This window comes from Clostridium sp. CM037 (assembly GCF_055081095.1).
In genome coordinates, this window is sequence record NZ_CM143650.1 from 2,761,790 (window position 1) to 2,783,555 (window position 21,766).

Genomic DNA, 21,766 nt, shown 5'->3' on the forward strand with positions numbered 1-21,766 from the left:
GTTGTGGGTTTTACTGTATAATAAATACGATTTTAATACACTTTAGCTATAATTAATTCTGACAAAGAATCAAAAAATTCAGTCCAACGCTTTCTTTTAAGAATATATACATTATTATATAAATATTTATTCCCAATGGCACAAAAATAAATAAATAAATAAATAAATAAATAATATTTTCTATTCCTACTCTAGATTTTTTCCGTCTAACAAGTAAAGTTTATCAGCATATTTAGACTCATCTGAAATCTTCAGCTCAGAATTTTTAGCCGCTTGTTTAACCTGAGCACCAGCCATGTTAGGTTTGACAATACACCCAGCTCCAGCCACACAGCCACCCGGACACGCCATTCCTTCAATGAGATATCCATCATACTTTCCTTTTATGGCATCATTACACATCTCCCTACATTCTCTCAGTCCATTCGCAGCTTTAATCTTTACTTCTCGCCCTGGATGTTCTTTTTTTATCAAATCAGCTACAGCCTTAGCGACTCCACCTGCAACCGCAAAGCCTCTTCCTGAACCAGTTGCTTCATTACTCAAGCTCATATCTGTACCAATTATTTCTACTTCTTTGGCTTCCAACATTCCAGATAACTCCTCATATGTAATTACAAAATCAACTTCACTTTTTACGCTTTTTCTGGAAGCTTCTAATTTTTTCGCACTACATGGCCCAACAAAAACAATCATTGCATCTTTATGTTTTTCCCTCACAAGTCGAGCAGCAAAAACCATTGGAGTCAAAGTCATTGAAATATTTTCAGCATATTCAGGATATAATTTTTTAGCCATAACAGACCATGAAGGGCAGCATGAAGTACCCATAAAGGAAAGTTTTTCAGGTACATTTTCTATAAAATCTTTTGCCTCATCAATTGTACAAATATCTGCACCAATCGCAACTTCAACAACATCTTTAAATCCAATTGTAATCATCGCTCTTTTAAAATCATTAAATCCAACATTTCTACCAAACTGCCCCACATATGATGGAGCTACAATTGCAATTACTTCTTTCTTTTGATTAATTGCCTGAATTAGTTGAAATATTTGGCTTTTATCGGATATTGCTCCAAAAGGACAATTTACCAAACACATTCCACAGCTAACACATTTATCATAATCTATTGATGCTCTGCCATATTCATCCGTATATATTGCATCCACTCCGCATGCCATGGCACATGGACGCCCATGTTTTATTATTGCTGAATACGGACACACTTTAGCACATAAACCACACTTTATACATTTTTCCTGATCAATAACACTTTTCCCATTAGCCATACTAACTGCGCCTTTAGGACAAACTTCTACACAAGGGTGTGCTAGGCAACCACGGCACATATTTGTAACTTCATAGCTATTTGTTGGACAAGAATTACAAGCAAATTTTATAATATTTACAAGTGGCGGTTCATAATATTTTGAAGGTTTTGTTGCCTCCTCTAATCCCTCCGTAATTGATCTTGGTTTATCACTTGGTCTTAAATTTAGTCCCATTGCCAAACGGATTCGCTCACTAACTATTGCTCTTTCAAGAAATGTACTTTCTCTATACTTACCCACCTCTCCACGAATGATCTCATATGGAATATTCTCTATATCTTTTAAATTGTCTTCAAAGGCCATCTTACTTACGGCCGTAAAAACTTTGTGTCTAATATCAGTAAGTGTTTTATATTCGTATTTCATTATTACTCCTTTTATGCTTTAATATTTATAAAAACTACATATATATATTCTTCGTTAGAATATCATATAGTAATAATTCAGTCAAATTTGTTTATGTATTTATTTTACTTATAGTTTTTATATTATAACTGGTTAATTATCATGAATTTTTCTTTAATTGCTGTGATTGCACCTTGAACAGCGCTCTTACCTTTTTTCTATATGACTATCCCATTACAATGGTCTACTTCATGTTGAATAATTTGAGCAATCCATCTTTTTTTATTATGCCCGAAAAGTAAAAAAGGATCAAGATTTCTGCCATAATCGGCTAAAATCTCGATGCTTTTTCATCTACGCTGTTAAAAAACGGGAGCTGTCTCAATTTTCATTTGAGACAGCTCCTTTTTATGATTATGATATGCGATTTCGCATTCACCATCGACATTAACAAGTAACTTTGATAGTTCCTGTATTTACAAACAAATACCTGTTATGCTTTTGGAGGTGTTCCTTCAGCGTTTGCTACAACTACATCGATTTGGACTAAAGCATCTTTAAGTAAAGCTGATACGCCAACTGTTCTTCGTGCAGGAACACCGCTTGGGAAGAATGTTGTGTAAACTTCGTCTACAGCATCAATATCTGCAATATTTTTAAGGAATATATTTACTTTAACCACATCGTCGATAACGTGATCGACACTTTCTATAATTGCCTTGATATTTTTTAAGCACTGTCCAGCTTGCTCTTTTACACCACCAGCTACCATTTCACCAGTTTTTGGGTCTAAAGGTAATTGAGCTGAAATATGACTGTAATGAGAAAAAGCTACAGTTTGTGTATATAGAGAACTTTTTGGTGCATTTTCCGTATTGTTTGCTGCTATGATGAGTCCATGCCTGTCTTCAACAAGTTGTGGTGGTGTACCATCTCCGTGTGACACCACTGCTTCAATTTGTACCAAAGCATCCATAGGCAAAGCTGAAGCTGCAACTGTTGTCCGTGCAGGGACATAGGCCACGGCCCTTGCGATAGCCGAGTCTGGGAAAAATGTTGTATAAACTTCGTTTACGGCTTCAATATCCGAGAGGTTTTTAAGGAGTATATTAATTTTAACAATATCGTCAAAAGGAACGTCGATACTTTCTAAAATTGCCTTGATATTCTTTAAGCACTGTCCAGCCTGCTCTTTTACACCACCAGCTACCACTCTACCATATTTTGGATCAATAGGTAATTGAGCTGAAAGATTATTGTAATGAGAGAAAGCTACAGTTTGTGAATATGGACCGATACCTTTTGGAGCATTTTCCGTATTTCTTGCTAATACTGTGTTATAACCACTCATGATAGTATTCCCCTTTTGTAATATTTATTGATAGAATCATTAAAATTCATCTAAGTAAATCATAAACCTTGGACTAGCTCTAATGTCAATAGGTTACATTCATATTTTTTAATAGCTTTAATGTTACTTAGTGGTTTATAATAATAGTGATAAATAGTTTAATATTTATAGAATGGAAGTGACATAATTATGAAGGATACTTTTTTAATTGGAGAATTAGCGAAGCTTTTTAATATAATCACAGATACCTTAAGGCATTATGACAAAATCGATCTTTTAAAACCTAATTGTGATGTTGTAAATAAATACAGATTCTATAGTGTTCGGAATTTTTTCAAACTAAGCAGAATCCTATTTTTTAAAAATCTTGATATTTCATTACAGGATATTAAAAGATATATGAATAATAAAAACACAAATAACTTAATGACCTTACTAAAAAATAAGGAAGAGGAAATTGATGTAAAAATAAATAAGTTAGTCAATTTAAAAAACAAAATAAATACAAAACTTGAGCTACTCGAAAATATAAAACATGAGCTGAATATTGTAAAGATAAAGCGCTTGACTCAAAGAATTGGAGTGGTTTTAGACATTAAAGATAGTAAAAACGAGTACGAACTTAAAGAATCCGTTAAAAAAAACGAAAAATATTTAAAGCTCAGTTCCTGGCTTATTGAAGGTCAAGTATACACTTCTCTTTCAAGAGAAAACATGACAAGTGGAAATTTTAATAAATTTAAATATTTCATCGAAATCTTGTCAACTGAAAATATAGTAGAGTTGGATTTGATAACGATTCCAGAAAATGAGTTTGCTTGTGTTGTTTTTTTAGGACCCTATAAAGATATCGAAAAAAATATAGTAGATTATGACTTTTCAGATTCTGAAAATGAATATGTATCTGAAATACAAATACCTATTAGAAAATTCGCTTCGCTCATAAAAACCCCTGAATAGCAAACATAAACTTACAGTTTATGTAACGACCTCAGAGGTCGTTGTAAAAACTGAAAGTTTTTACTTTTTTATAACATCTTATTTAAAATTACTTACAAAAAAAGATTCCACCAAGTTAATTCTTAGCGAAATCTTTATTATTATGCTAAAGTCACAAAAATAAATAAATAAATAAATAAATAATATGATTGCACCTTGAACAGTGCTCTTACCTTTTTTCTATATGACTATCCCATTACAATGGTCTACTTCATGTTGAATAATTTGAGCAATCCATCCTGAGTATTTTCCCCTTCGCTTCTTAAATCCCGAATCAAAATACTCTACTTCTATCTCTTTGAATCTATTAGTTTTTCTAACACCTATAAGTGAAAGACATCCTTCTTCTGTTTCATATTGACCCGATTTATTCACTATCACAGGATTAATCATCGGAACGTTCATATCACCCATACTGATCACAATAATTCTTTTTTTGACACCAATCATATTAGCTGCCATTCCTACACAGCCTTCTTTATTTGCTTTAAGCGTATCAAGCAAATCCTGTATCACCTGAGCATCTGCTTTTGTAGCAAGTTCTGATTTTTGATTAAGAAAGAATATGTCTTTCATAATTGATCTAACCATATGTTATACTCCTTCTTTAGTCTTATTTATATTTTTAAATGATTCCTCTATTGTACAAATACATTATGGAGCTTGTATTAGGAAATGCATAGCAAAATTTGATTTTACTATACATTTTCTATGAATTCAATATAATTTCTTAATTAATAATGGTAACTTATCTAATTTTTCACTATATCTTTCTTCATTAAATAACTCCTCGTTTTTCAAAACATAATATAGCTCTTCCACTAAAACTGCTCCAATCATTTTCTTTGCCATATCTTGTGCATATCCACAAGCTACTAATTTTCCAAAAACTTCAGTTGTACATTTAGGATTGTTATCCTTTATTTGATTTTCAACAGTTTCCATAATATGGTCTTTTAATTTATCCTTTACCAAGATTGCATTTCCCCTTTATTTAGTTATTGTTTATCGCAAACATTGTTCTCTAAATACTAAACATCTATATCAATGATAACATAGCTGATAAGAAATATTAATACATTCATCCCTTTTATACTATCTTCTTTTATTGTAAATTCAAAACTGTAATTAGTTTTGAAAAATATATTGACTTCAAATTGAATAGTAGTTTGTAAATGTTACAATAAGCCTGCGAATTTTTCAGTGAGATAATAAAATCCAAAGAATAAAAAGACATTTAGGTGTGCAGTGGTTTATATTAATAAGCTTAGGGAGAAGAATGCTTATGTAGATTTTATTGCAGATGATAACATGGTGGATTGACTATACGAATATATTAAAAGGAAATTCATTTGAATTCCCTTTTAACTTGTTAAAGACTAGAAATGCAGTAAAAATAAAATAAACATTATCTACTCTGCATCAACATGATTTGATTAAGCCACTCAAATGTTGCAGTATATATAATTAAAATATCCTCTTTAGATTCTCTAAAATTCACATTATATCTTGGCTCTGATACCCATCTAATAATTTCAAATTTCCTTTCGACTATTATATTCGGCACCTGTGTCCCTTTAGGAAGAGACGAAATTAAATAACTTATATTATATGTCTTATACTTTCTGTCAGTCAAATCATTCCCATTAAGCTCTAAAAGTGCTTTAATTATTTTTTCAATTGCTTGATTTACATGATAAGCCGCATAATTAATTTCTACTTCGTCTGTGCAATTTGTAAGACCAAAATTCGCATACTTCAAATCACTCTTAGCAAGATGCAGATAATTGCTCATATATTCTTACCCCTTTCGCCCAAGCGTTCCTATAAAAATTATTATTTTCCATATCACTAAGGAATAGTTTTTTATTATATCCAAATAAATCAATTTCTCCAAACTCGTGTAAATCTACAGTTGGATAAAACTCAGAAAAATCACCTAAAACGATTATATCAATATCACTAAAGCTACTACAGAAAAGCGTTGTGGCACTACCAAACACTATAATATCAGTGATGTGCTTACCAACATTATCTTTTAATAATAGATTAGCAATTTCATAAACTTTCCTTTGTTTGACTGGATGTATACATTCATAATTATCCAACCCAATTAAATTTTCAAATCTATAATTGGTATTATTACTTGTATTAAAAATATTATCTAATGCATAGAAATCTTTTAAACATTCTATCATAATATTTCACCTTCCTATTCTTATATTGTATCACTACATAAATTGAGTGTAAATAACAAAGGGTGACTGTCACTTGTCGAAAGGTGTAAAGTTAGTTGTTTTAAATCAAATTATCTATACCATTAACCGTAGTTTGTTCATTGTCATTAATAGGAATAACTATGCATTTTTGGCCATTAATTATTTGAGATTTTATTTGAGATACTTTTTCGGGTTTTACTTGTAGTATAACATCATACTGAGGGGTACCATTATTATCTTCTGAATATGCATCTGGAACTTTCTCTAAATTAGTTTCTAGAGCTTCTTCTAAAACCACATTATCATCATTAACTTCTGTAGACAGGTGAGTTTCATTATCTATAGTATTCTCTTGTTTAACTTGATCAAGTCTAGCTTGAAGTATTTCTACTTGTTTGTAAAGGCGTTCTTCCTTTTTTCTTTGCACATTTGCCTTAAGAGCCTTTGCGTCAATTAAATTTTTAGCTATTGTGATATCATCACCAAAGTTCTCTACATAGGAATTTTCAATCTCAGTAGTAATTTCCTGGGGAACTTCACTTTCTATTAAAAGTTTTTGTATATCCTTCTTTGTTAAGCTTATAGGTTCACAATCTGCATCATCGTTTAAATCATTGTATTCTTCTATCATAGTGCTTAGATTTTCTTGTATATCCATAAAAATTTTATCAGCTTTATTTTCATCAGAACTAAAAGAATCTTTAATAATTGATTGGAATGTTTCCTTTTGCACCGTAGCCGTTTGTTTTGAAAGACAACCTAGAACATTTTCCATTAATTCAGTATGTGTATCCTTTGCATTTTTTGTATAATACATAATAGAGTTAACATCTGAACTACGATCAATAAAAGCAGGAAACACAAAGCCATTAGTTGGGGACTCGACTACCCAATCTCTAATACGTGCTTTAATTTCGTTTTTTTCTTCAAAGTATCTAAGACCAGGCTCTGAAAGTGAAACTGGACATATTGCACATAACACATATTCATATACTTCTTCAGATTCATCTATCTTTATATTATCTCTGGTTTTGCTAACAACATCATAAGCATCATGAAAAAAGAGTATTAAAAAATTACCAGTGTAATCATAATTGTCTATAATTAAATCATAAAGGTTACCTACAAGAGCATCATCTTTTAATTGACTGTTTTTAAGCTGCATAAGCGAAATTTGTCTTTCATTTGTAAAATCTTCATCAGTTGAAAAATTAAGTTCTAAAATATTATTCCCAATAGTTCCAGACATTACTTTTTTAGCAATATCTAAATATTTAAAGTATTCATCCTCATCTAAATTTAGAAAGCTTTCTCTAAATTTTAAAATAGTATGTTTTTCTCCATTAACATAGCAGCCACACATTTTAGTGAAGGTACATTGTTCTTTTTTAAAACGTCTTTTTAACTCAAGTATATCTTTTCTTCTCATGTATAAGCTCCTCAATTTATAGACAAACCTTACGTAAATTTATAGTTGAAGTGGTTTGTCTTTAGTATTTTTTGTTTGTAGCTATAATTAATATATTATCGTTATTAATTATAGTATTTTTTTTACAGAAAATAAAGGATTTATATATCAGTTTTTTAAATGATTTCTATTGAGAATAGAATAGCAACATAGTTTGTCCGTTTCACTTCCAATTTATATAAGGCGCCAGGCCCTTGCCAGAAACTGGAACAGTATTTGTTCTAATTTGGAAGAGATATCAATTAAAACTCTTATTTTTAAATTTTTTTTAATTTATGGTATTTGTTTTTCTAACCCTATAGTATGAATTATTGGTAATTAATCTTTGCAATCTCACCAATAGACTGTGCGAAAACACAACATCATGGTATAATTTTATATAGTATAAAATTTTATAATAAAAAAAACAATATGAAGGAGCAAAAAAATGAATGGATTAATGATACTTATTGCTATTTTATTTATTTGCTTGTATGGAAGCATAAATTATTATATAGGTTTAAGGATGTGGCAGAACCTATTTCGCCATATTCCTTTTATAAATCCCAAAATATATTGGATACTGTTTTCAATAATAGCATCATCATATATTGTAACAACGCTTATACCTTCTTTCATACCAGCAATAATATCAACTAAATTAAATATTATAGGATCATATTGGATGGCAATAATGTTTTATCTTATTTTAATATTGCCTATAATAGATTTAATAAGAGTTATAAATAGAAAAATTATAATTCTCCCAAGAAGTTTATCTGGCGATACTAATGTTTCGTTAATAGTAATGGGTCTAGTAGTTGCATTTATATTTGGTGTAATGATATATGGTACTTGGAGTGCTCGTAGCGTAAGAGTAACAAAATATGATCTAAATGTTGATAAAGTTGCGGGTAATCTAGAGACCTTGAAGGTTATTATGGTCTCGGACATTCATCTTGGAATTATGGTAGATAATAATAGGCTTACAGGTATGGTAAATAAAATCAATGATTTAAAACCTGACATTGTGTTAATACCTGGAGACATTATTGATAGTAGCATTGACCCTTTTGTAAAAGAAAACATGAGTGATAACTTTAGGCGGATTAAAAGCAAATATGGAGTGTATGCCTCCCTTGGTAATCATGATGGAATGGGAAGTAATGTAGATGATGTAGTTAAAAATTTTGAGAATGCAGGTATAACTGTGCTGCGTGATACTTCAGTTTTGGTAAGTGATAGCTTTTATGTTGTAGGTAGACAAGACCCATCCTTAGAGCGTGTTACAAAAATTAAAAGAAAAGATTTGTCATCCTTAGTAAAGGATTTAGATAAGTCAAAACCATTTTTGCTTATGGATCATCAGCCAGTAAATTTAAGTGAACCTGAAAACCAGAGGATTGATTTACAACTATCAGGTCACACCCATAGAGGTCAGATATTTCCTGCAAATATTATAACCAATGGAATTTTTGAAATAGACTATGGGTATTTAAAAAAGAACAATTCTCAATTTATTGTATCTTCAGGTTATGGAACATGGGGACCTCCAATTAGGATAGGTAGCCGCTCGGAAATTGTTGAAATAAATCTTAAACTCAAATAATAAATAGTTATTTATTATGTAGACGAAGCTACTATATTTCTTAGTTTAAAGTAATGTAGTAGCTTTTCCTTAATGGTTTATGGTTTATGGTTTAATTAGTAAGTGGGTCCAGCAAAGCATGTCCCCACAACAGGGTCAGACCCTTGGCAATGAAAATACATCTGACAGACTTAAAATACTATAGTAAAATAAATATGAAACAGAAAACTTGAAATAATTTATATACAAAGGAAGTATACAATGGAAAAAAATATAAAAATGAGATATCCGAGCTATCTTAAAGAATTTAAATGTATAGGTGGAAAATGTACAGATAGCTGTTGTATTGGATGGGATATAGATATCGATAAGGTTACCTTTAGGCAATATTATAAGGTTCAAGACAAAGAAATGAAGCGGATGATTCAAAAAAATGTACATAATAATGATGAATACCTAAGTCCTGATATAGATTATGGAAAAATAGAATTAAAAACTGGAAAAAGGTGTGCTTTTTTAGATGACGAAAATTATTGTATTATTTATTCCAAAATTGGAGAAGAGTATCTTTCAAATGTTTGCACATCTTTTCCTAGAATAATTAATAAAGTAGATACATGTTATGAAATATCACTTGATATTGCCTGTCCGGAAGCTGCAAGAATTATTTTACTAAAAGAAGAAGGAATTGTATTCAAAGAAAGTGAAGAAACTTTAGGCAAACATATACTATCAGGTGATATTGAAACCAGCTCTAAAGAATATGATAATTCAGCTTTTAAGTATTTTAAAGAAATTAGAAATCTAAGTGTTGAAATAATACAAAACAGAAAGTTCGACTTAAGTAAAAGACTTTATATATTAGGTGATTTTATAAAAACATTAGAAGAAGAACTTAAATACAAGTATGGTAATGTACCTAAATTTATTAGGGAATATGATATGAACTTAGTTAGTGATGGTTATGAAAGAGATCAATTAAGTTATATTGTTCAGATAGATTTTTTCAAAAAGATAATAGGCTTCTTAAATGTATCTAAAGAAGTGGATAGTCTTTATTTTAAGGAATATACTAAGCAAATTATAGCTGGATTCAAGTTTGATGAAGGTGGCGACATTAGTAAACATTCAGAAATGTACATAAACGCATTTGAAGATTATACTGAAAATTTTATGAATAATAATAGCTATATTTTCGAAAATTATTTGGTGAATTTTATGTATAACTATATGTTTCCATTTTCTGAATCAGAATCAATATTCGATGGATATATTATGCTTTTAGTAAGATATTCATTTATTAGATTTTATTTAGTTGGTAACTATCTATATAATAAACAGGATAACAAAGAAAATATAGTTGAATTTATTCAATCTTTATCGAAGACCATAGAACATCACAGAACTTTTTTAATTGACTCAATAAATTACATGAAAGAAAATAAACTTGATAATATACAATTTGCTAAAACACTTTTATAAAAATAAAAAATATTGAGTTCTCAATGTATATACAAGAGAACTCAATATTTCCACTTAAACTTTGCTAAATTTAGAGTAACTTAATCAGCTCTTCTAACTCCTGCGATAAAACTTTTGCAAGCGTAAAATCAGTATCTTTTAAAGCCAATTCTATTTTTGTTTCAACTAATTTTTTCTTTTGTTCAATTTCTAAATAGTCTTTGTCAAAATGATTAGCATAAATCATCTTTCTAAATTTTCGCATACTCATTTTTCTAATTGTCTTATCTTCAATGATTAAAACAAAATCCATACAGTTTACTATAGAATAGAAATCATGAGAAATCATAAGAATCGCACCTTTATAGTTTTCTATGGCTTTTTCCAGTGCTATTTGTGAATATGTGTCTAAATGACTTGTCGGTTCATCAAGAAGCAAAATGTTTGCTTTACTAGCAGAAACTTTGGCCAGTTGAAGCATATTTTTTTCTCCACCAGATAAAGCCCCTATCTTTTGATTAATGGCTTCTTCTTCGAAACCATAACCAGAAATATATGCTCTAACCTCTTGATTAGTTTTAAAACCAGCATCTAAGAACTCTTCAAGTATCGTATTAGACTCATTTAGTGTTTTGCCTTGAAGTTGAGACAAATAAGCCACTTCAACATCTTCATTTATCTCAATAGAATCATGATTGTTTTTAAATATTTCTCGAAGTAACGTCGTTTTCCCGGCACCATTTGAACCGATAAGAGCTACTTTATCAGTAGATTTAATCTCAAAGTTAACATTTTCTAGAAGCATATCATCAAAGGCAACACTGTAATCATTAACTTTTAAAACAATGGTTTCTTCGATTTCATTATCTGTAACTAAACTGATATTCGGTTGTTTAATATCTACAAATGGCGATTTAATTCTACTTTTTTCTAATCTTTCTTGAATTTTAACTCTAGCATTTAGAGCTTTCCCTTTAGAAGATTGATTATACTCAGTTGCGAGAAATCTTAACTTCTTTATTAAGATCTCGTTTCTCTCAAGTTCTTCATTATCAGTAGCAGCTAGTTCTTGTAACTCAATTTTAGTTTGAAGTAATGAGAAGTTATACTCAATATAGTTTCCATCAAACTCTTGGATCTCCATGTTTTCAAGGTGTAGAATTTTATTAAAACAATGATTCAATATATATCTGTTGTGCGTAATAATTAACATTGTTCCAATGTGCGAATTAATTAGATCTTTAAGCGAATTAAGGTTTTCAAAGTCTAAAAACACATCGGGTTCATCCATAATCATTAAGTCTGGACTATTTAGCATTTCCTTAATTACTTGAATAAGCTTGAATTCCCCACCACTAAGTTCAGATATCATTAGATCTTTATACTTGCTTAAGTTTGCAAGATTTAAGTTTTTATTAATGATGTTTTCGAAATCATCCCCATTAATTGCATCAAATGCGTCTAAAGTTTGTTGATACTTTTCTAGTAAAGAATCAATATCCGAAGATGTTTCCATTTCACTGCAAATAGATGTTATTTCATTTTGTAGTTTAATAAATTTTTCCCCTATATATTCGAAAACTGTAATTTCTTTCATTTCGCCCTGTTGCGAGAATTGACTTACATACCCAATTCTACAATTTGGGTCCATCTCTAACTTACCATCGAACATATATTTTTCTGGATCCATAATTATATCTATCAGTGTACTTTTTCCACTGCCATTTGTTCCTATAAAAGCACAATGTTGACCATCTTCTAATGTAAATGAAATATTATTATATAGATCCTTTTGCGGAAATGAGTAGGACAAGTTATCAATTTTTATCATATTATTACCTCTCTTTATCACTAAAAAAGAGCCTATAAAAATAAGCTCTTCAATATATTGTATTTTCAATTGCAACTCTACACTTGATTTTTATGTAGTAAAGACATTCTACTGAGTTTACCATTGTTAGCATAACATTTTTTACGACTAAATTCAATCATTTCATATTAAAGCTTCTCGTGATATCCGTTAATTCTAAAAAGTCTTTGCGAGCCGGGTACCCACTAACATGTTGACAAAAACACAACCTAAGTGTATAGTGTGTGTTAAGTTAATACACACTATACACTTAGGGAGGTGATAAGGTGATATGAAGATTTTAATTTCAAATATATCCAATATACCCCTATACCAACAAATAAAAGACCAACTAAAAGATATTATTTTTAAAGGTGAGATGTCTGAGGGTGATCCACTTCCATCTATCAGAAATTTTGCCACTGATTTGAAAGTAAGCATTCTTACTATTCGTCGTGTCTACAATGAATTAGAGCAAGAGGGATTTATTACAAGTCAGGTGGGCATTGGCACTTTTATTTCTGCTGGTAATTTAGAGCTGCTTCGTGACTCTAAACGGCGTATTGTTGAACAAAAAATGCAGGACTTAATTCAAACAGCAAAGACGTTAAAAATTTCTAAAGAGGAATTAAATGCAATGATGAATATTTTATATGAGGGGGATGAACAATGAACAATGTATTAGAAGTATCAGGATTAAATAAATCTTATAATAAATTTGCCCTTTCCGATGTTAGTTTTTCTTTACAGGAAGATTGTATTACAGGTTTTATAGGTATTAACGGGGCTGGTAAAACAACCACTATACAGACCATTCTTGGTCTTGTAATGAGAAGTGCCGGTACTATCAAATTCTTTGGAAAGGATATTGATAAACATGGGCATGAGTTGAAAAACCGTATTGGAGTTGTGCTGGATGATGGCTGCTTTTATGATGAATTGACAATGAAAGAAATGAAAAGCATTATTGCACCGTCGTATTCAAGTTGGAATGAGCAGGATTACAAAACCTATATGGAACGTTTTTCACTCAATCCACGCCAAAAGATTTCAACACTTTCAAAAGGTATGCGTATGAAGTTCGCATTAACTTTGGCACTTTCCCATGAGGCAGACTTACTTATTATGGATGAGCCTACAAGTGGACTTGACCCCTTAATTCGAATCCAATTCATGAATATCTTGACAGATTATATGAAACAAGGTGGCAAGAGCGTTTTCTTTTCAACTCACATAACTTCAGATCTTGATAAAGTTGCAGATATGATAATTCTTATTAACAATGGCAAAATTTTATTCGAGGAAGAAAAGGATACATTGATTGATACCCATCGATTAGTAAAAGGTGATAGCAAGGATTTGACTATTGAAACCAGAAAACTGTTCTTAAATATTCAAGAAACAGGATTTGGATTTACTGGTATCACCAATAAATTATCTCAAGTTCAAAAAAGCATAAAAGACATTTTGGTTGAAAGACCTACCATAGAAGATATTATGCTGGGCTATGTCGAAGGAGGGGGAAAATAATGCTGGTACATCTTGTTAAAAAAGATATCTTACTTATAAAAAAATATTTGCTGCTTTTAGTTACTTTTCCATTTGCTATACCCCTTTTTATGATGATACAACCATCCCAATTTTGGGGGCTTAGTGCTTTTTTGTTATCGGTGATTTTTTCGGTGTTTATGTTGTATCAATATGTTTTGATGGCCGAAATGAAATACCCTAAAGCTGAAGCTCTGCTGTGTTCTACGCCATACTCCCGCAGTAGTCTTGTAAAAGCAAGATATGCTTTTCTCCTATTGATCTTTGCTTATTGCTGTGTGGCATATAACGTATTAGCACTGCTATTTGTCAAAATTGAATATCTTACTCCATACAACTATCTTATTGCACTGCTGATTTCAGTAATCCTATTTGGCGTATACACACCTGTACAATATAAATTTGGCTTTGAAAAAACAAAGTATTTCTTCATGATATTGATCATGGGAACTCCATTTTTATTGACTGTATTAATAAAAGCCAATATTAAACTCGATTTTACGGTATTGTCTGCAATGCCTATATTGGTCCAGTACTTGATACCGATTGTGGCTATAATTGCTATCCTCTTTATTTCTATGAATATATCTATAAACATTTACTCAAAGAAAGAATTGCTATAACAGCAGTATAACTTATACATTTTGAGAAAGGAGCGATAACTATGCATGCTTTACCAACCCCAGTAGTAATAATATGTGTGCTGTTCCCCTTTGTGTATTTAACTACAGGCAATGGATTTAGTTAAATCAAAAGTAAAATTAGATACTAACGAAACTTTTAATACAACTAATCAAAGATTCCAGAGAACAGGTATTTATAATGGTGATGATTATTACGCGATAGGAAAATCTTACAAAGATCCTGTTAATCCTGAACAAGAATATTCCTTATGTTTATATTTAGTAAACATTAATACTGGCGCAATTACGCAATTTACACAAGGAATATGTACACCAATAAATTAACTTTTGTATTAATTAATTCACTATCTTGTTAATTTATATAAAAAACACAGTAGAGAAAGTATAACTCTACTGTGTTTTCACATTTTAAGATTTCCAAGTAAATTAATTCATCTAGTTTTTATTTCTAGTTCCTTGATTAGCAGCTTGCACGCTAGCATTTCCATTAACCTTATATCCATTTTTAGCATTTTCACTATCTAAACTATTAGCCATAAGGCTTTGATCTTTTTGTTTCATGGTCATATTTTGGCTCAGACTATTTTCACTATTAGGTATAATATTTTGATTGTTTTCAGCTATGGTTTTATTTTGACTCATAAAAAGCATCTCCTTTACTAATTATTTTATATTATAATGCCCATAAGTTAATGATAATATCATATTTAGTTGAATTTGAGAGTTGCTAATCAATAAAAAAAAGCCTACCCCTAGATTTCTCTATGAAATAAACTTTTAGAGTTACATATATTTTATTAATAACAAGGGAATTTATTCATTGACCCCTGTTATTTTTACCAACTAAACCTCCGCCATTACCTGATGATGCGCTTTGTGATCCATAGATTGATGCTCTCTTATTATTTTTTTGCGTGGAAGATTTTGCTTTTCTTTCTTCAATAATTTTTTTCATTATTTCCATGTTTTTGTTTATATCATTTTTCATATTTTTACCCTCTTTTTTTTATTTTTTACGGCTTAAAAAAACTTCATAACTAATACCTTCTAAATTAATATTCACGATAAATATTTTCAAGGTAGGTCTTGTTATTTTACTAATTTATTATACCCTACAAACAGCCTTTTGAGCAACACTGCTTGTCTGTTTTATCTCTGTAATGGGCCAGACCCTTGGGAAATTATTCAAGTTAAAAAAGCTCTTCAAAGATATTTATGCTATGACATACAGTTGTCAATTTTAAAATGCTATCCTACTATTTTTCATATAATTCTATAGGTAAATCATCTGGATCACTAAAAAAAGTAAATTTTTTCCCCGTAATCTCATCAATTCTAATATGCTCAGAAATTACATTCTTATCAGCCAGTTCTTTTATCGCCTCATCAATGTTATCTACCTCAAAAGCAAGATGCCTTAGTCCTCTTGCTTCAGGATAGCTCGCCCTTTTAGGTGATTGCGGAAAAGAAAATAATTCTATTTGATAATTCTCTCCAACACCTAAGTCGAGCTTATATGATTCTCTATCTTTTCTATATGTTTCTTTAATGATTTTCAAATCTAAAACATTAACGTAAAATTCTTTAGATCTTTCATAATTTGTGCAAATAATAGCTATATGATGAATCTTATTTAACTTCATTTTTTTATCTCCTTCTTTATATTACGTACGTATTTTCTTTCGGATGCACCACAGTTTAAGAATACTGTGAAGCATTTAGTTTTCTATTAATATATACATATGATATTTTAATACTAACATATATTCTACTTAAATCACTAGTTTGCAAATTTTTTCACACCAGCGTATTATTAATATAGGAGATGTAAATGCATATATTTTTTACTCATACTCATCATTATTATTTATATATCCCTCCTCCACTAACAATCATTGAAATTTCTTCTTAAATAACATTTATTATTAATTGAAAATAGTTGTTTACAAACATCTATTACTATGATATTATTAATTTATAAACAAAACAACAGAATTTAATTAGTACAAGAGATGGAAGTGATTCCACAAAGATATTAACCTTCATTAGATAAACTAAAAGAATTGCTAATAGAAAGGGGATAGTCCAATGTTTCAAATTAAGTTGTTAAAGTTTTTAGAGGTTAGTACAATTTATAAATAAGAGGTCTTTAAGATATGTGATAAGACAAAGAAAAATACTTTAGTTAAAAAAATTACTAATCTCTACTTAGTTCAAAATTAAATATTTGTATATATATAAGGGAGTTCACAAAGTGAACTCCCTTATTCATAATAATTCTCTGTACCATCCCAGTAACAACATCTGAGTTTAAGATGATTAATAATTATGTAGTCCTAAGCAATAAATATATATGATTGTATTAAAATTAAATCTTTAGTTAAGAAGTTATCAAAAATACTCTATAGTCAGTCTTCTAGCATTTTAATAAATGTTAAATCGTCTATTCTTAATGACACTGGTTGCTGTAAAGTCAAGCCCTTAGGTGCACTACCACTATAAAAAAACAGTGCATTATTTGTTGGATCATTTCCACTGAGTGCTTCATTTGCAGCCTTAACAGCACTTGCCTGTGCAGGTCTATTAATGTTACCATTTAGTATTGGAGTAAATTGATAAAAACCATTTGTTTTTTCATTAATAACAGCACTGATTGAATTTGGAAAACTGCTGCTCTTAACTCTGTTTAAAACTACAGCGCCTACAGCAACTTGAGCTTTATAAGATGCTCCTCCTGCTTCGGCAGTTATTAATCTTGATAGCAAGTCCAAATCACTTGAGTCATTTTTGATTGCTATAGGTTTAGTTTGCACTGAAGTATAACTAGCTATTTCTGGAGTTTTTACAACTTGTTTAGGAGATTCATTCCGTTTGTTATTAGCTTTTTTTGAATCAATTAATGCTTGTTTTTCTTCTGTTGCTTGTCTTGCTTCATTAGCTTGATCTATTACCAGTTGTGCGCCATATTGATTTTCTAGGGCATTCAATTTTAATGCTAATACATCTTGGTCTGATTTTTGTTCTGTTAAAATCGCTAAATTCTTTTTATTCTCAACCCTTAAAGATAGCAACTTTGTGTTTTCTGCATCTAGCGCTATCTTCTTTAAATTAATTGCTGCTTCTTTTGTTTTCATATTTTTCATAACCTTTTGATCAAATGTTACTACCCTTTTAATATTTTCTACTCTGGATATAAAATCATCCATACCATTTGAGCTTAGCATAATGTTTATATAGCTTGATGACCCATTCATATACATTACTCTCATTCTTTTATTAAAAATAATCTGTTCTGCTTTGATATCAACCTCTGCTTTTTCAATATTTATTTTTGTTTGCTTAATATTCTTTTGTGTTATAGCTATACTGCTTTCATTACTATCGATATTAGACATAATTGTTTCACGCTTATTGTTCATAATCTCAACTTTGCTTTCAAGGTCGTTTCTTTGAGTTTGAACCTGATGAATTTTTGCCTTATCTGATGCAGAATCTGCATATACGCTAGTAGAACTAGCGCTTATAATTACGCCAAGTGCCATTACGGCTGAAATAATTTTTTTGTTCAATTTTCCATTCCCCCTACATAATATTTTATTTTTAAATATATTATGTTTAAAAGTTTTTATCATCTGAACATAATAACATACAGAGATATGTTTAGCAAATATTGGTCTTTGAATTATTTGTAATATGACGCCCAGTTATCAAATTGTCTATCATATATATTCTGTTCATTTTGAGGCTTTTCTGTTAATAGCTTCTCAAGCTTTTTTCTTCCAATATAAGTAATAAAAAGACTATAATTAGCTTTATATCGAATCTAATCACAGTCCTATTTATTATATGTTTAGATCGCTTCGTCTATTTTAGAATTTTTGGAGATTTTATCCTCAAGAAAAAGAAATTTAAAGTATCTTGCTAAAACATAAATAACGATTAAAACAGCTAGTACTTCTTGGAATTTAACCAAATATTTTAACATATATATTGATTCTTTAATATTAACTAGATACCCATTAAGTTGCTTCATAGCAACTGCGCTTATCACCATTGGAAAAGTAAAAGCAGAATAACTTGGGTAAAATTTAGTTTTAAGTAGCTTTGGTAAATACAAAATCACCACTAAGAACATTATAAATGCTAGACCTCCTAAAAAGCCTAATATAAAATTATTTTTCACAGTAAAACATGCTAAATATCCAGCTAAACATAAGCTAGCTGGAGCGGCGAATATTGAAATAGTTGGTAGTGCCGGCTCTTGAATTCCTTTAATAAAGAATGTCCTATAAATCACAATAGGCAACAATAATAAATATGATATAAGGCCAAACCAGAAAATACCTTTTCCAAGACTAATTAAATTATAGGTAGGTGCAGTCATACTTGCTACCACAATACCAACATAAACTACAAAATAGCTTGGAAAAACTTTTTTTATATCAAAGTTAAAAATAAATTTTGCCGTAAAACAAATTATAAAAAAACAATGCAGTAATAAACCAAAAGACCACACACCAAAGGATATTGAATGAGCATACGGAACTATGTAAGTTGCCAAAATCATTAAACCCATAGTAAAAGTAATCATTACGCTGGCAACAACTGGGTTTTTAAAAGACTCTACTACACTTTTTGTATCAAAAAATATCTTAAATATAAGGAGTACTAATATTAATGAAGCTACAACTCCAAAGATGTTCCTGTATATATCACCATAAGATAATAATAGATTACCAGTTGCTACTAAAGCTAACATTAACCCTGCAATTGGTACAGGAGTTTTTTCTATCAGGCTTTTCATTTTTTTACCACCTTATTCATCAATATTTACAAGGCCGAGCTCTCTAACTATAATTTGCGCAGCTTTTTCAGCTATTTCCCCAGTAAAGGAAATGCATTGTGCTTGATGTTCTCCAGAAGTCATGTCCATTCCGTGAGTAAGGACTTTACAACATAACACCTTATGGTTATTTTTAAAGCTCTCTTGTAATTCATTAGCAAACTTAAGAGCATTTTGCACCTTAGGATCTCCAGCTGTTGTTCTCCCAAAGAAATAACCTATGCACATTACTCCGCCTGATACAGCACCGCAAACACATTTTGATTTTCCTATTCCAAGAGGAAATCCTGAAGACATTGCAATCATCTCATCTGGCATTGGAATTTCAAAGTTGTTTTTTATTGAGCTAACAATAGCTTCGGAACAAAAAAAATCACCTTTTCTGAATGACTCTTCTGCATCTCTTCTTATTTTTTTAATACTTACTTCATTTCTCATAAATTGCCCCCTTTTAATAAAATATTCCACATACTATTATATATGTAATATTACAGCAAGTCCACTAGTTAATTGAAACACATGGACACCACCAATGGCCGCAAACAAATTGTGAACACAATTTCTTTTGTTATGGGTAACTTTTTAAAATTAAATCAAAAAATAAAAGGTGTATTCTATACCATAATTAGGTATAAAATACACCTTTTATTAAATCATCACCTTCTGTGCTGCAATATTAATATACTTATAAGTTTAAGAATTCTCTCATAATATTACTTATTTCATTGGCCATAGCTTCATTTTCCATTTCAGAAAATACTCTTAAAAGCGGTTCTGTGCCAGAGAATCTTGCTATAATCCAGCCACCATTTCTAAAATATACCTTTAAGCCATCTTCGTAGTTTGTTTTTTCTACTTTATAACCAAAATTTGGGATTAACTTATTTATGAAAAGTTTTGTCCTAATCCGTTCCTTGTCTTCTATGCTGAATTTATAATCAGATTCTGTCATGTAGAAATATCCATATTGCTTATGAATTTCTTCAAGTAATTCCGATAAGCTTTTTCCTGTTACACTAAGCAATTCGATTAGAAGGCTAGCAGCAAATATTCCGTCTTTTCCCTTAATATGCCCACGAATAGTTAATCCACCACTGCTTTCTCCTCCGATTAATGCATTCTTTTCTTCCATTTTTGAGCTTATGTTCTTGAAACCAACTGGAACCTCGTAGCATTCCTCACCAAAGCTCGCTGCTATTTTATCTAGGAGGTGAGTGGTTGCAAGGTTTCTTACAGCTCCACCTTTCCATCCCTTGTACTTTAATAAATAGTAATATAACACAGAAAGAATATCATTTGGATGAATAAAGTTACCTTTTTCATCTATGATTCCAAGTCTATCAGCATCCCCATCTGTTCCTATCCCGATATCATATCCTTTTTCAACTACTAAATCCTTTAAACGATGTAGTGTGTGTGTGCTTGGGGAAGGTAATCTTCCACCAAATAAGGTATCGTGTCTATTATTTATTATTTCAACCTCACATCTTGCAGTTAAAAGTATAGTTTGAAGGCAAGTCTTTGAAACTCCAAACATTGGGTCAAGAGCTACCTTTAGTTTGCTATTCCTTATAGACTCTATATCTATCATGCTGATAATTGAATCTATAAATTCATTAAACGGATCTATAATTTCAATTAAACCATCTGCTATTCCTTTATCAAAGATAACAAGCTTAACATCATCTATAGTAATATTGTTTATAATTTCTTCAAGACTTCTTGTAACGTCTTCTTTAGCATCTCTTCCACCCCTGGTGAATATTTTGAGTCCATTGTAATCAGCTGGGTTATGGCTTGCTGTTACAGCTGCACCATAGTATGCATCTAAAGAATTCACAGTGAACATTATTAGAGGGGTAGGTGCAGATTTTCCTACTAAAAAAACCTTTATTCCATTTCCAGCCATTACTTCTGAAACCCATTTTGCTGATTTGTCAGATAAAAATCTATTATCATAACCTATTACAAAACCACTGCCCTCACATTTTTCATTTTTCATAAGGTTTGCAAGAGCTTGAGAAAGAAGTTGTACATTTTTTTTTGTAAAATCTTCGCCTATAAAAGCTCTCCATCCACCAGTACCAAATTTAATCATATTTTTAACTCCTTTACTAATTTTAATATACTTACTTTT

General features: G+C 30.5%; 22 protein-coding genes. 7 read left to right on the forward strand and 15 right to left on the reverse strand.

The features are described from left to right. Window positions 1–186: 186 nt before the first annotated feature. Window positions 187–1,701, reverse strand: coding sequence for a 4Fe-4S dicluster domain-containing protein (locus ACWJKP_RS13405; protein WP_462961208.1), 1,515 nt, complete (start codon window positions 1,699–1,701; stop codon window positions 187–189). 472 nt (window positions 1,702–2,173) lie between these two features. Further along, complete coding sequence (locus tag ACWJKP_RS13410; protein WP_224578882.1) at window positions 2,174–3,031, reverse strand: RidA family protein; 858 nt, start codon at window positions 3,029–3,031, stop codon at window positions 2,174–2,176. A 189-nt stretch (window positions 3,032–3,220) separates the two neighbouring features. Here ACWJKP_RS13410 and ACWJKP_RS13415 point away from each other — a divergent pair, with 189 nt between their 5' ends. Further along, a complete protein-coding gene (locus ACWJKP_RS13415) occupies window positions 3,221–3,991 on the forward strand; it encodes a MerR family transcriptional regulator (RefSeq protein WP_165412289.1) in 771 nt (256 codons plus the stop codon). 219 nt (window positions 3,992–4,210) lie between these two features. Here the strand turns inward: ACWJKP_RS13415 and ACWJKP_RS13420 are convergent, their stop codons facing one another. The 5 genes from ACWJKP_RS13420 to ACWJKP_RS13440 all read right to left on the reverse strand — a co-directional run bounded on the left by ACWJKP_RS13420 (window position 4,211) and on the right by ACWJKP_RS13440 (window position 7,678). After that, entirely contained in the window at window positions 4,211–4,621 is a 411-nt protein-coding gene (locus tag ACWJKP_RS13420) for a peptide deformylase (protein WP_165412288.1), read from the reverse strand. Between the two features lie 126 nt (window positions 4,622–4,747). After that, a complete protein-coding gene (locus ACWJKP_RS13425; protein ID WP_202881859.1) occupies window positions 4,748–5,005 on the reverse strand; it encodes a hypothetical protein in 258 nt (85 codons plus the stop codon). Between the two features lie 433 nt (window positions 5,006–5,438). Beyond that, window positions 5,439–5,825: a HEPN domain-containing protein gene (locus ACWJKP_RS13430; protein WP_165412287.1), complete on the reverse strand. Its 387-nt coding sequence runs from the start codon at window positions 5,823–5,825 to the stop codon at window positions 5,439–5,441. Next, on the reverse strand, window positions 5,800–6,228 hold the full coding sequence (locus tag ACWJKP_RS13435) for a hypothetical protein (RefSeq protein ID WP_165412286.1): 429 nt from the start codon (window positions 6,226–6,228) through the stop codon (window positions 5,800–5,802). Before ACWJKP_RS13435 ends, ACWJKP_RS13430 begins: the two co-directional genes overlap by 26 nt. Before the next feature lie 100 nt (window positions 6,229–6,328). After that, window positions 6,329–7,678, reverse strand: coding sequence for a DUF4317 domain-containing protein (locus ACWJKP_RS13440; protein ID WP_165412285.1), 1,350 nt, complete (start codon window positions 7,676–7,678; stop codon window positions 6,329–6,331). 466 nt (window positions 7,679–8,144) lie between these two features. Here ACWJKP_RS13440 and ACWJKP_RS13445 point away from each other — a divergent pair, with 466 nt between their 5' ends. Beyond that, window positions 8,145–9,305 carry a metallophosphoesterase gene (locus ACWJKP_RS13445; RefSeq protein WP_165412284.1) on the forward strand — a complete coding sequence of 387 codons (1,161 nt, stop codon included), beginning with the start codon at window positions 8,145–8,147 and terminating at the stop codon, window positions 9,303–9,305. Between the two features lie 240 nt (window positions 9,306–9,545). After that, window positions 9,546–10,766, forward strand: a complete 1,221-nt coding sequence (gene fliB / locus ACWJKP_RS13450; protein WP_165412283.1) for a flagellin lysine-N-methylase — start codon at window positions 9,546–9,548, stop codon at window positions 10,764–10,766. A gap of 70 nt (window positions 10,767–10,836) precedes the next feature. Here fliB and ACWJKP_RS13455 read toward each other — a convergent pair whose 3' ends face one another. Continuing rightward, a complete protein-coding gene (locus tag ACWJKP_RS13455) occupies window positions 10,837–12,576 on the reverse strand; it encodes an ABC-F family ATP-binding cassette domain-containing protein (protein WP_462961209.1) in 1,740 nt (579 codons plus the stop codon). Between the two features lie 310 nt (window positions 12,577–12,886). Here ACWJKP_RS13455 and ACWJKP_RS13460 point away from each other — a divergent pair, with 310 nt between their 5' ends. The 4 genes from ACWJKP_RS13460 to ACWJKP_RS13475 all read left to right on the forward strand — a co-directional run bounded on the left by ACWJKP_RS13460 (window position 12,887) and on the right by ACWJKP_RS13475 (window position 15,110). Continuing rightward, window positions 12,887–13,267 carry a GntR family transcriptional regulator gene (locus tag ACWJKP_RS13460; RefSeq protein ID WP_165412281.1) on the forward strand — a complete coding sequence of 127 codons (381 nt, stop codon included), beginning with the start codon at window positions 12,887–12,889 and terminating at the stop codon, window positions 13,265–13,267. Next, a complete protein-coding gene (locus tag ACWJKP_RS13465) occupies window positions 13,264–14,124 on the forward strand; it encodes an ABC transporter ATP-binding protein (RefSeq protein WP_165412280.1) in 861 nt (286 codons plus the stop codon). Before ACWJKP_RS13460 ends, ACWJKP_RS13465 begins: the two co-directional genes overlap by 4 nt. Then, window positions 14,124–14,765, forward strand: coding sequence for an ABC-2 transporter permease (locus ACWJKP_RS13470; protein WP_165412279.1), 642 nt, complete (start codon window positions 14,124–14,126; stop codon window positions 14,763–14,765). Before ACWJKP_RS13465 ends, ACWJKP_RS13470 begins: the two co-directional genes overlap by 1 nt. Before the next feature lie 111 nt (window positions 14,766–14,876). Continuing rightward, complete coding sequence (locus ACWJKP_RS13475) at window positions 14,877–15,110, forward strand: hypothetical protein (RefSeq protein WP_165412278.1); 234 nt, start codon at window positions 14,877–14,879, stop codon at window positions 15,108–15,110. Window positions 15,111–15,221: 111 nt separating this feature from the next. Here ACWJKP_RS13475 and ACWJKP_RS13480 read toward each other — a convergent pair whose 3' ends face one another. The 7 genes from ACWJKP_RS13480 to ACWJKP_RS13510 all read right to left on the reverse strand — a co-directional run bounded on the left by ACWJKP_RS13480 (window position 15,222) and on the right by ACWJKP_RS13510 (window position 21,727). Continuing rightward, window positions 15,222–15,428 (reverse strand): hypothetical protein, encoded by a 207-nt coding sequence (locus ACWJKP_RS13480; protein ID WP_165412277.1) that lies wholly within the window; start codon window positions 15,426–15,428, stop codon window positions 15,222–15,224. 175 nt (window positions 15,429–15,603) lie between these two features. Continuing rightward, window positions 15,604–15,774, reverse strand: a complete 171-nt coding sequence (locus ACWJKP_RS13485; RefSeq protein ID WP_165412276.1) for a hypothetical protein — start codon at window positions 15,772–15,774, stop codon at window positions 15,604–15,606. A 268-nt stretch (window positions 15,775–16,042) separates the two neighbouring features. Then, window positions 16,043–16,429, reverse strand: a complete 387-nt coding sequence (gloA2, locus tag ACWJKP_RS13490; protein ID WP_165412275.1) for an SMU1112c/YaeR family gloxylase I-like metalloprotein — start codon at window positions 16,427–16,429, stop codon at window positions 16,043–16,045. 765 nt (window positions 16,430–17,194) lie between these two features. Further along, window positions 17,195–18,355 (reverse strand): cell wall hydrolase, encoded by a 1,161-nt coding sequence (locus ACWJKP_RS13495; protein ID WP_224578879.1) that lies wholly within the window; start codon window positions 18,353–18,355, stop codon window positions 17,195–17,197. A 281-nt stretch (window positions 18,356–18,636) separates the two neighbouring features. Further along, on the reverse strand, window positions 18,637–19,590 hold the full coding sequence (locus tag ACWJKP_RS13500) for a TDT family transporter (protein ID WP_462961210.1): 954 nt from the start codon (window positions 19,588–19,590) through the stop codon (window positions 18,637–18,639). Between the two features lie 12 nt (window positions 19,591–19,602). After that, complete coding sequence (locus ACWJKP_RS13505) at window positions 19,603–20,067, reverse strand: C-GCAxxG-C-C family (seleno)protein (RefSeq protein WP_165412273.1); 465 nt, start codon at window positions 20,065–20,067, stop codon at window positions 19,603–19,605. 247 nt (window positions 20,068–20,314) lie between these two features. Beyond that, a complete protein-coding gene (locus ACWJKP_RS13510; RefSeq protein WP_165412272.1) occupies window positions 20,315–21,727 on the reverse strand; it encodes a phosphoglucomutase/phosphomannomutase family protein in 1,413 nt (470 codons plus the stop codon). Window positions 21,728–21,766 lie beyond the last annotated feature (39 nt).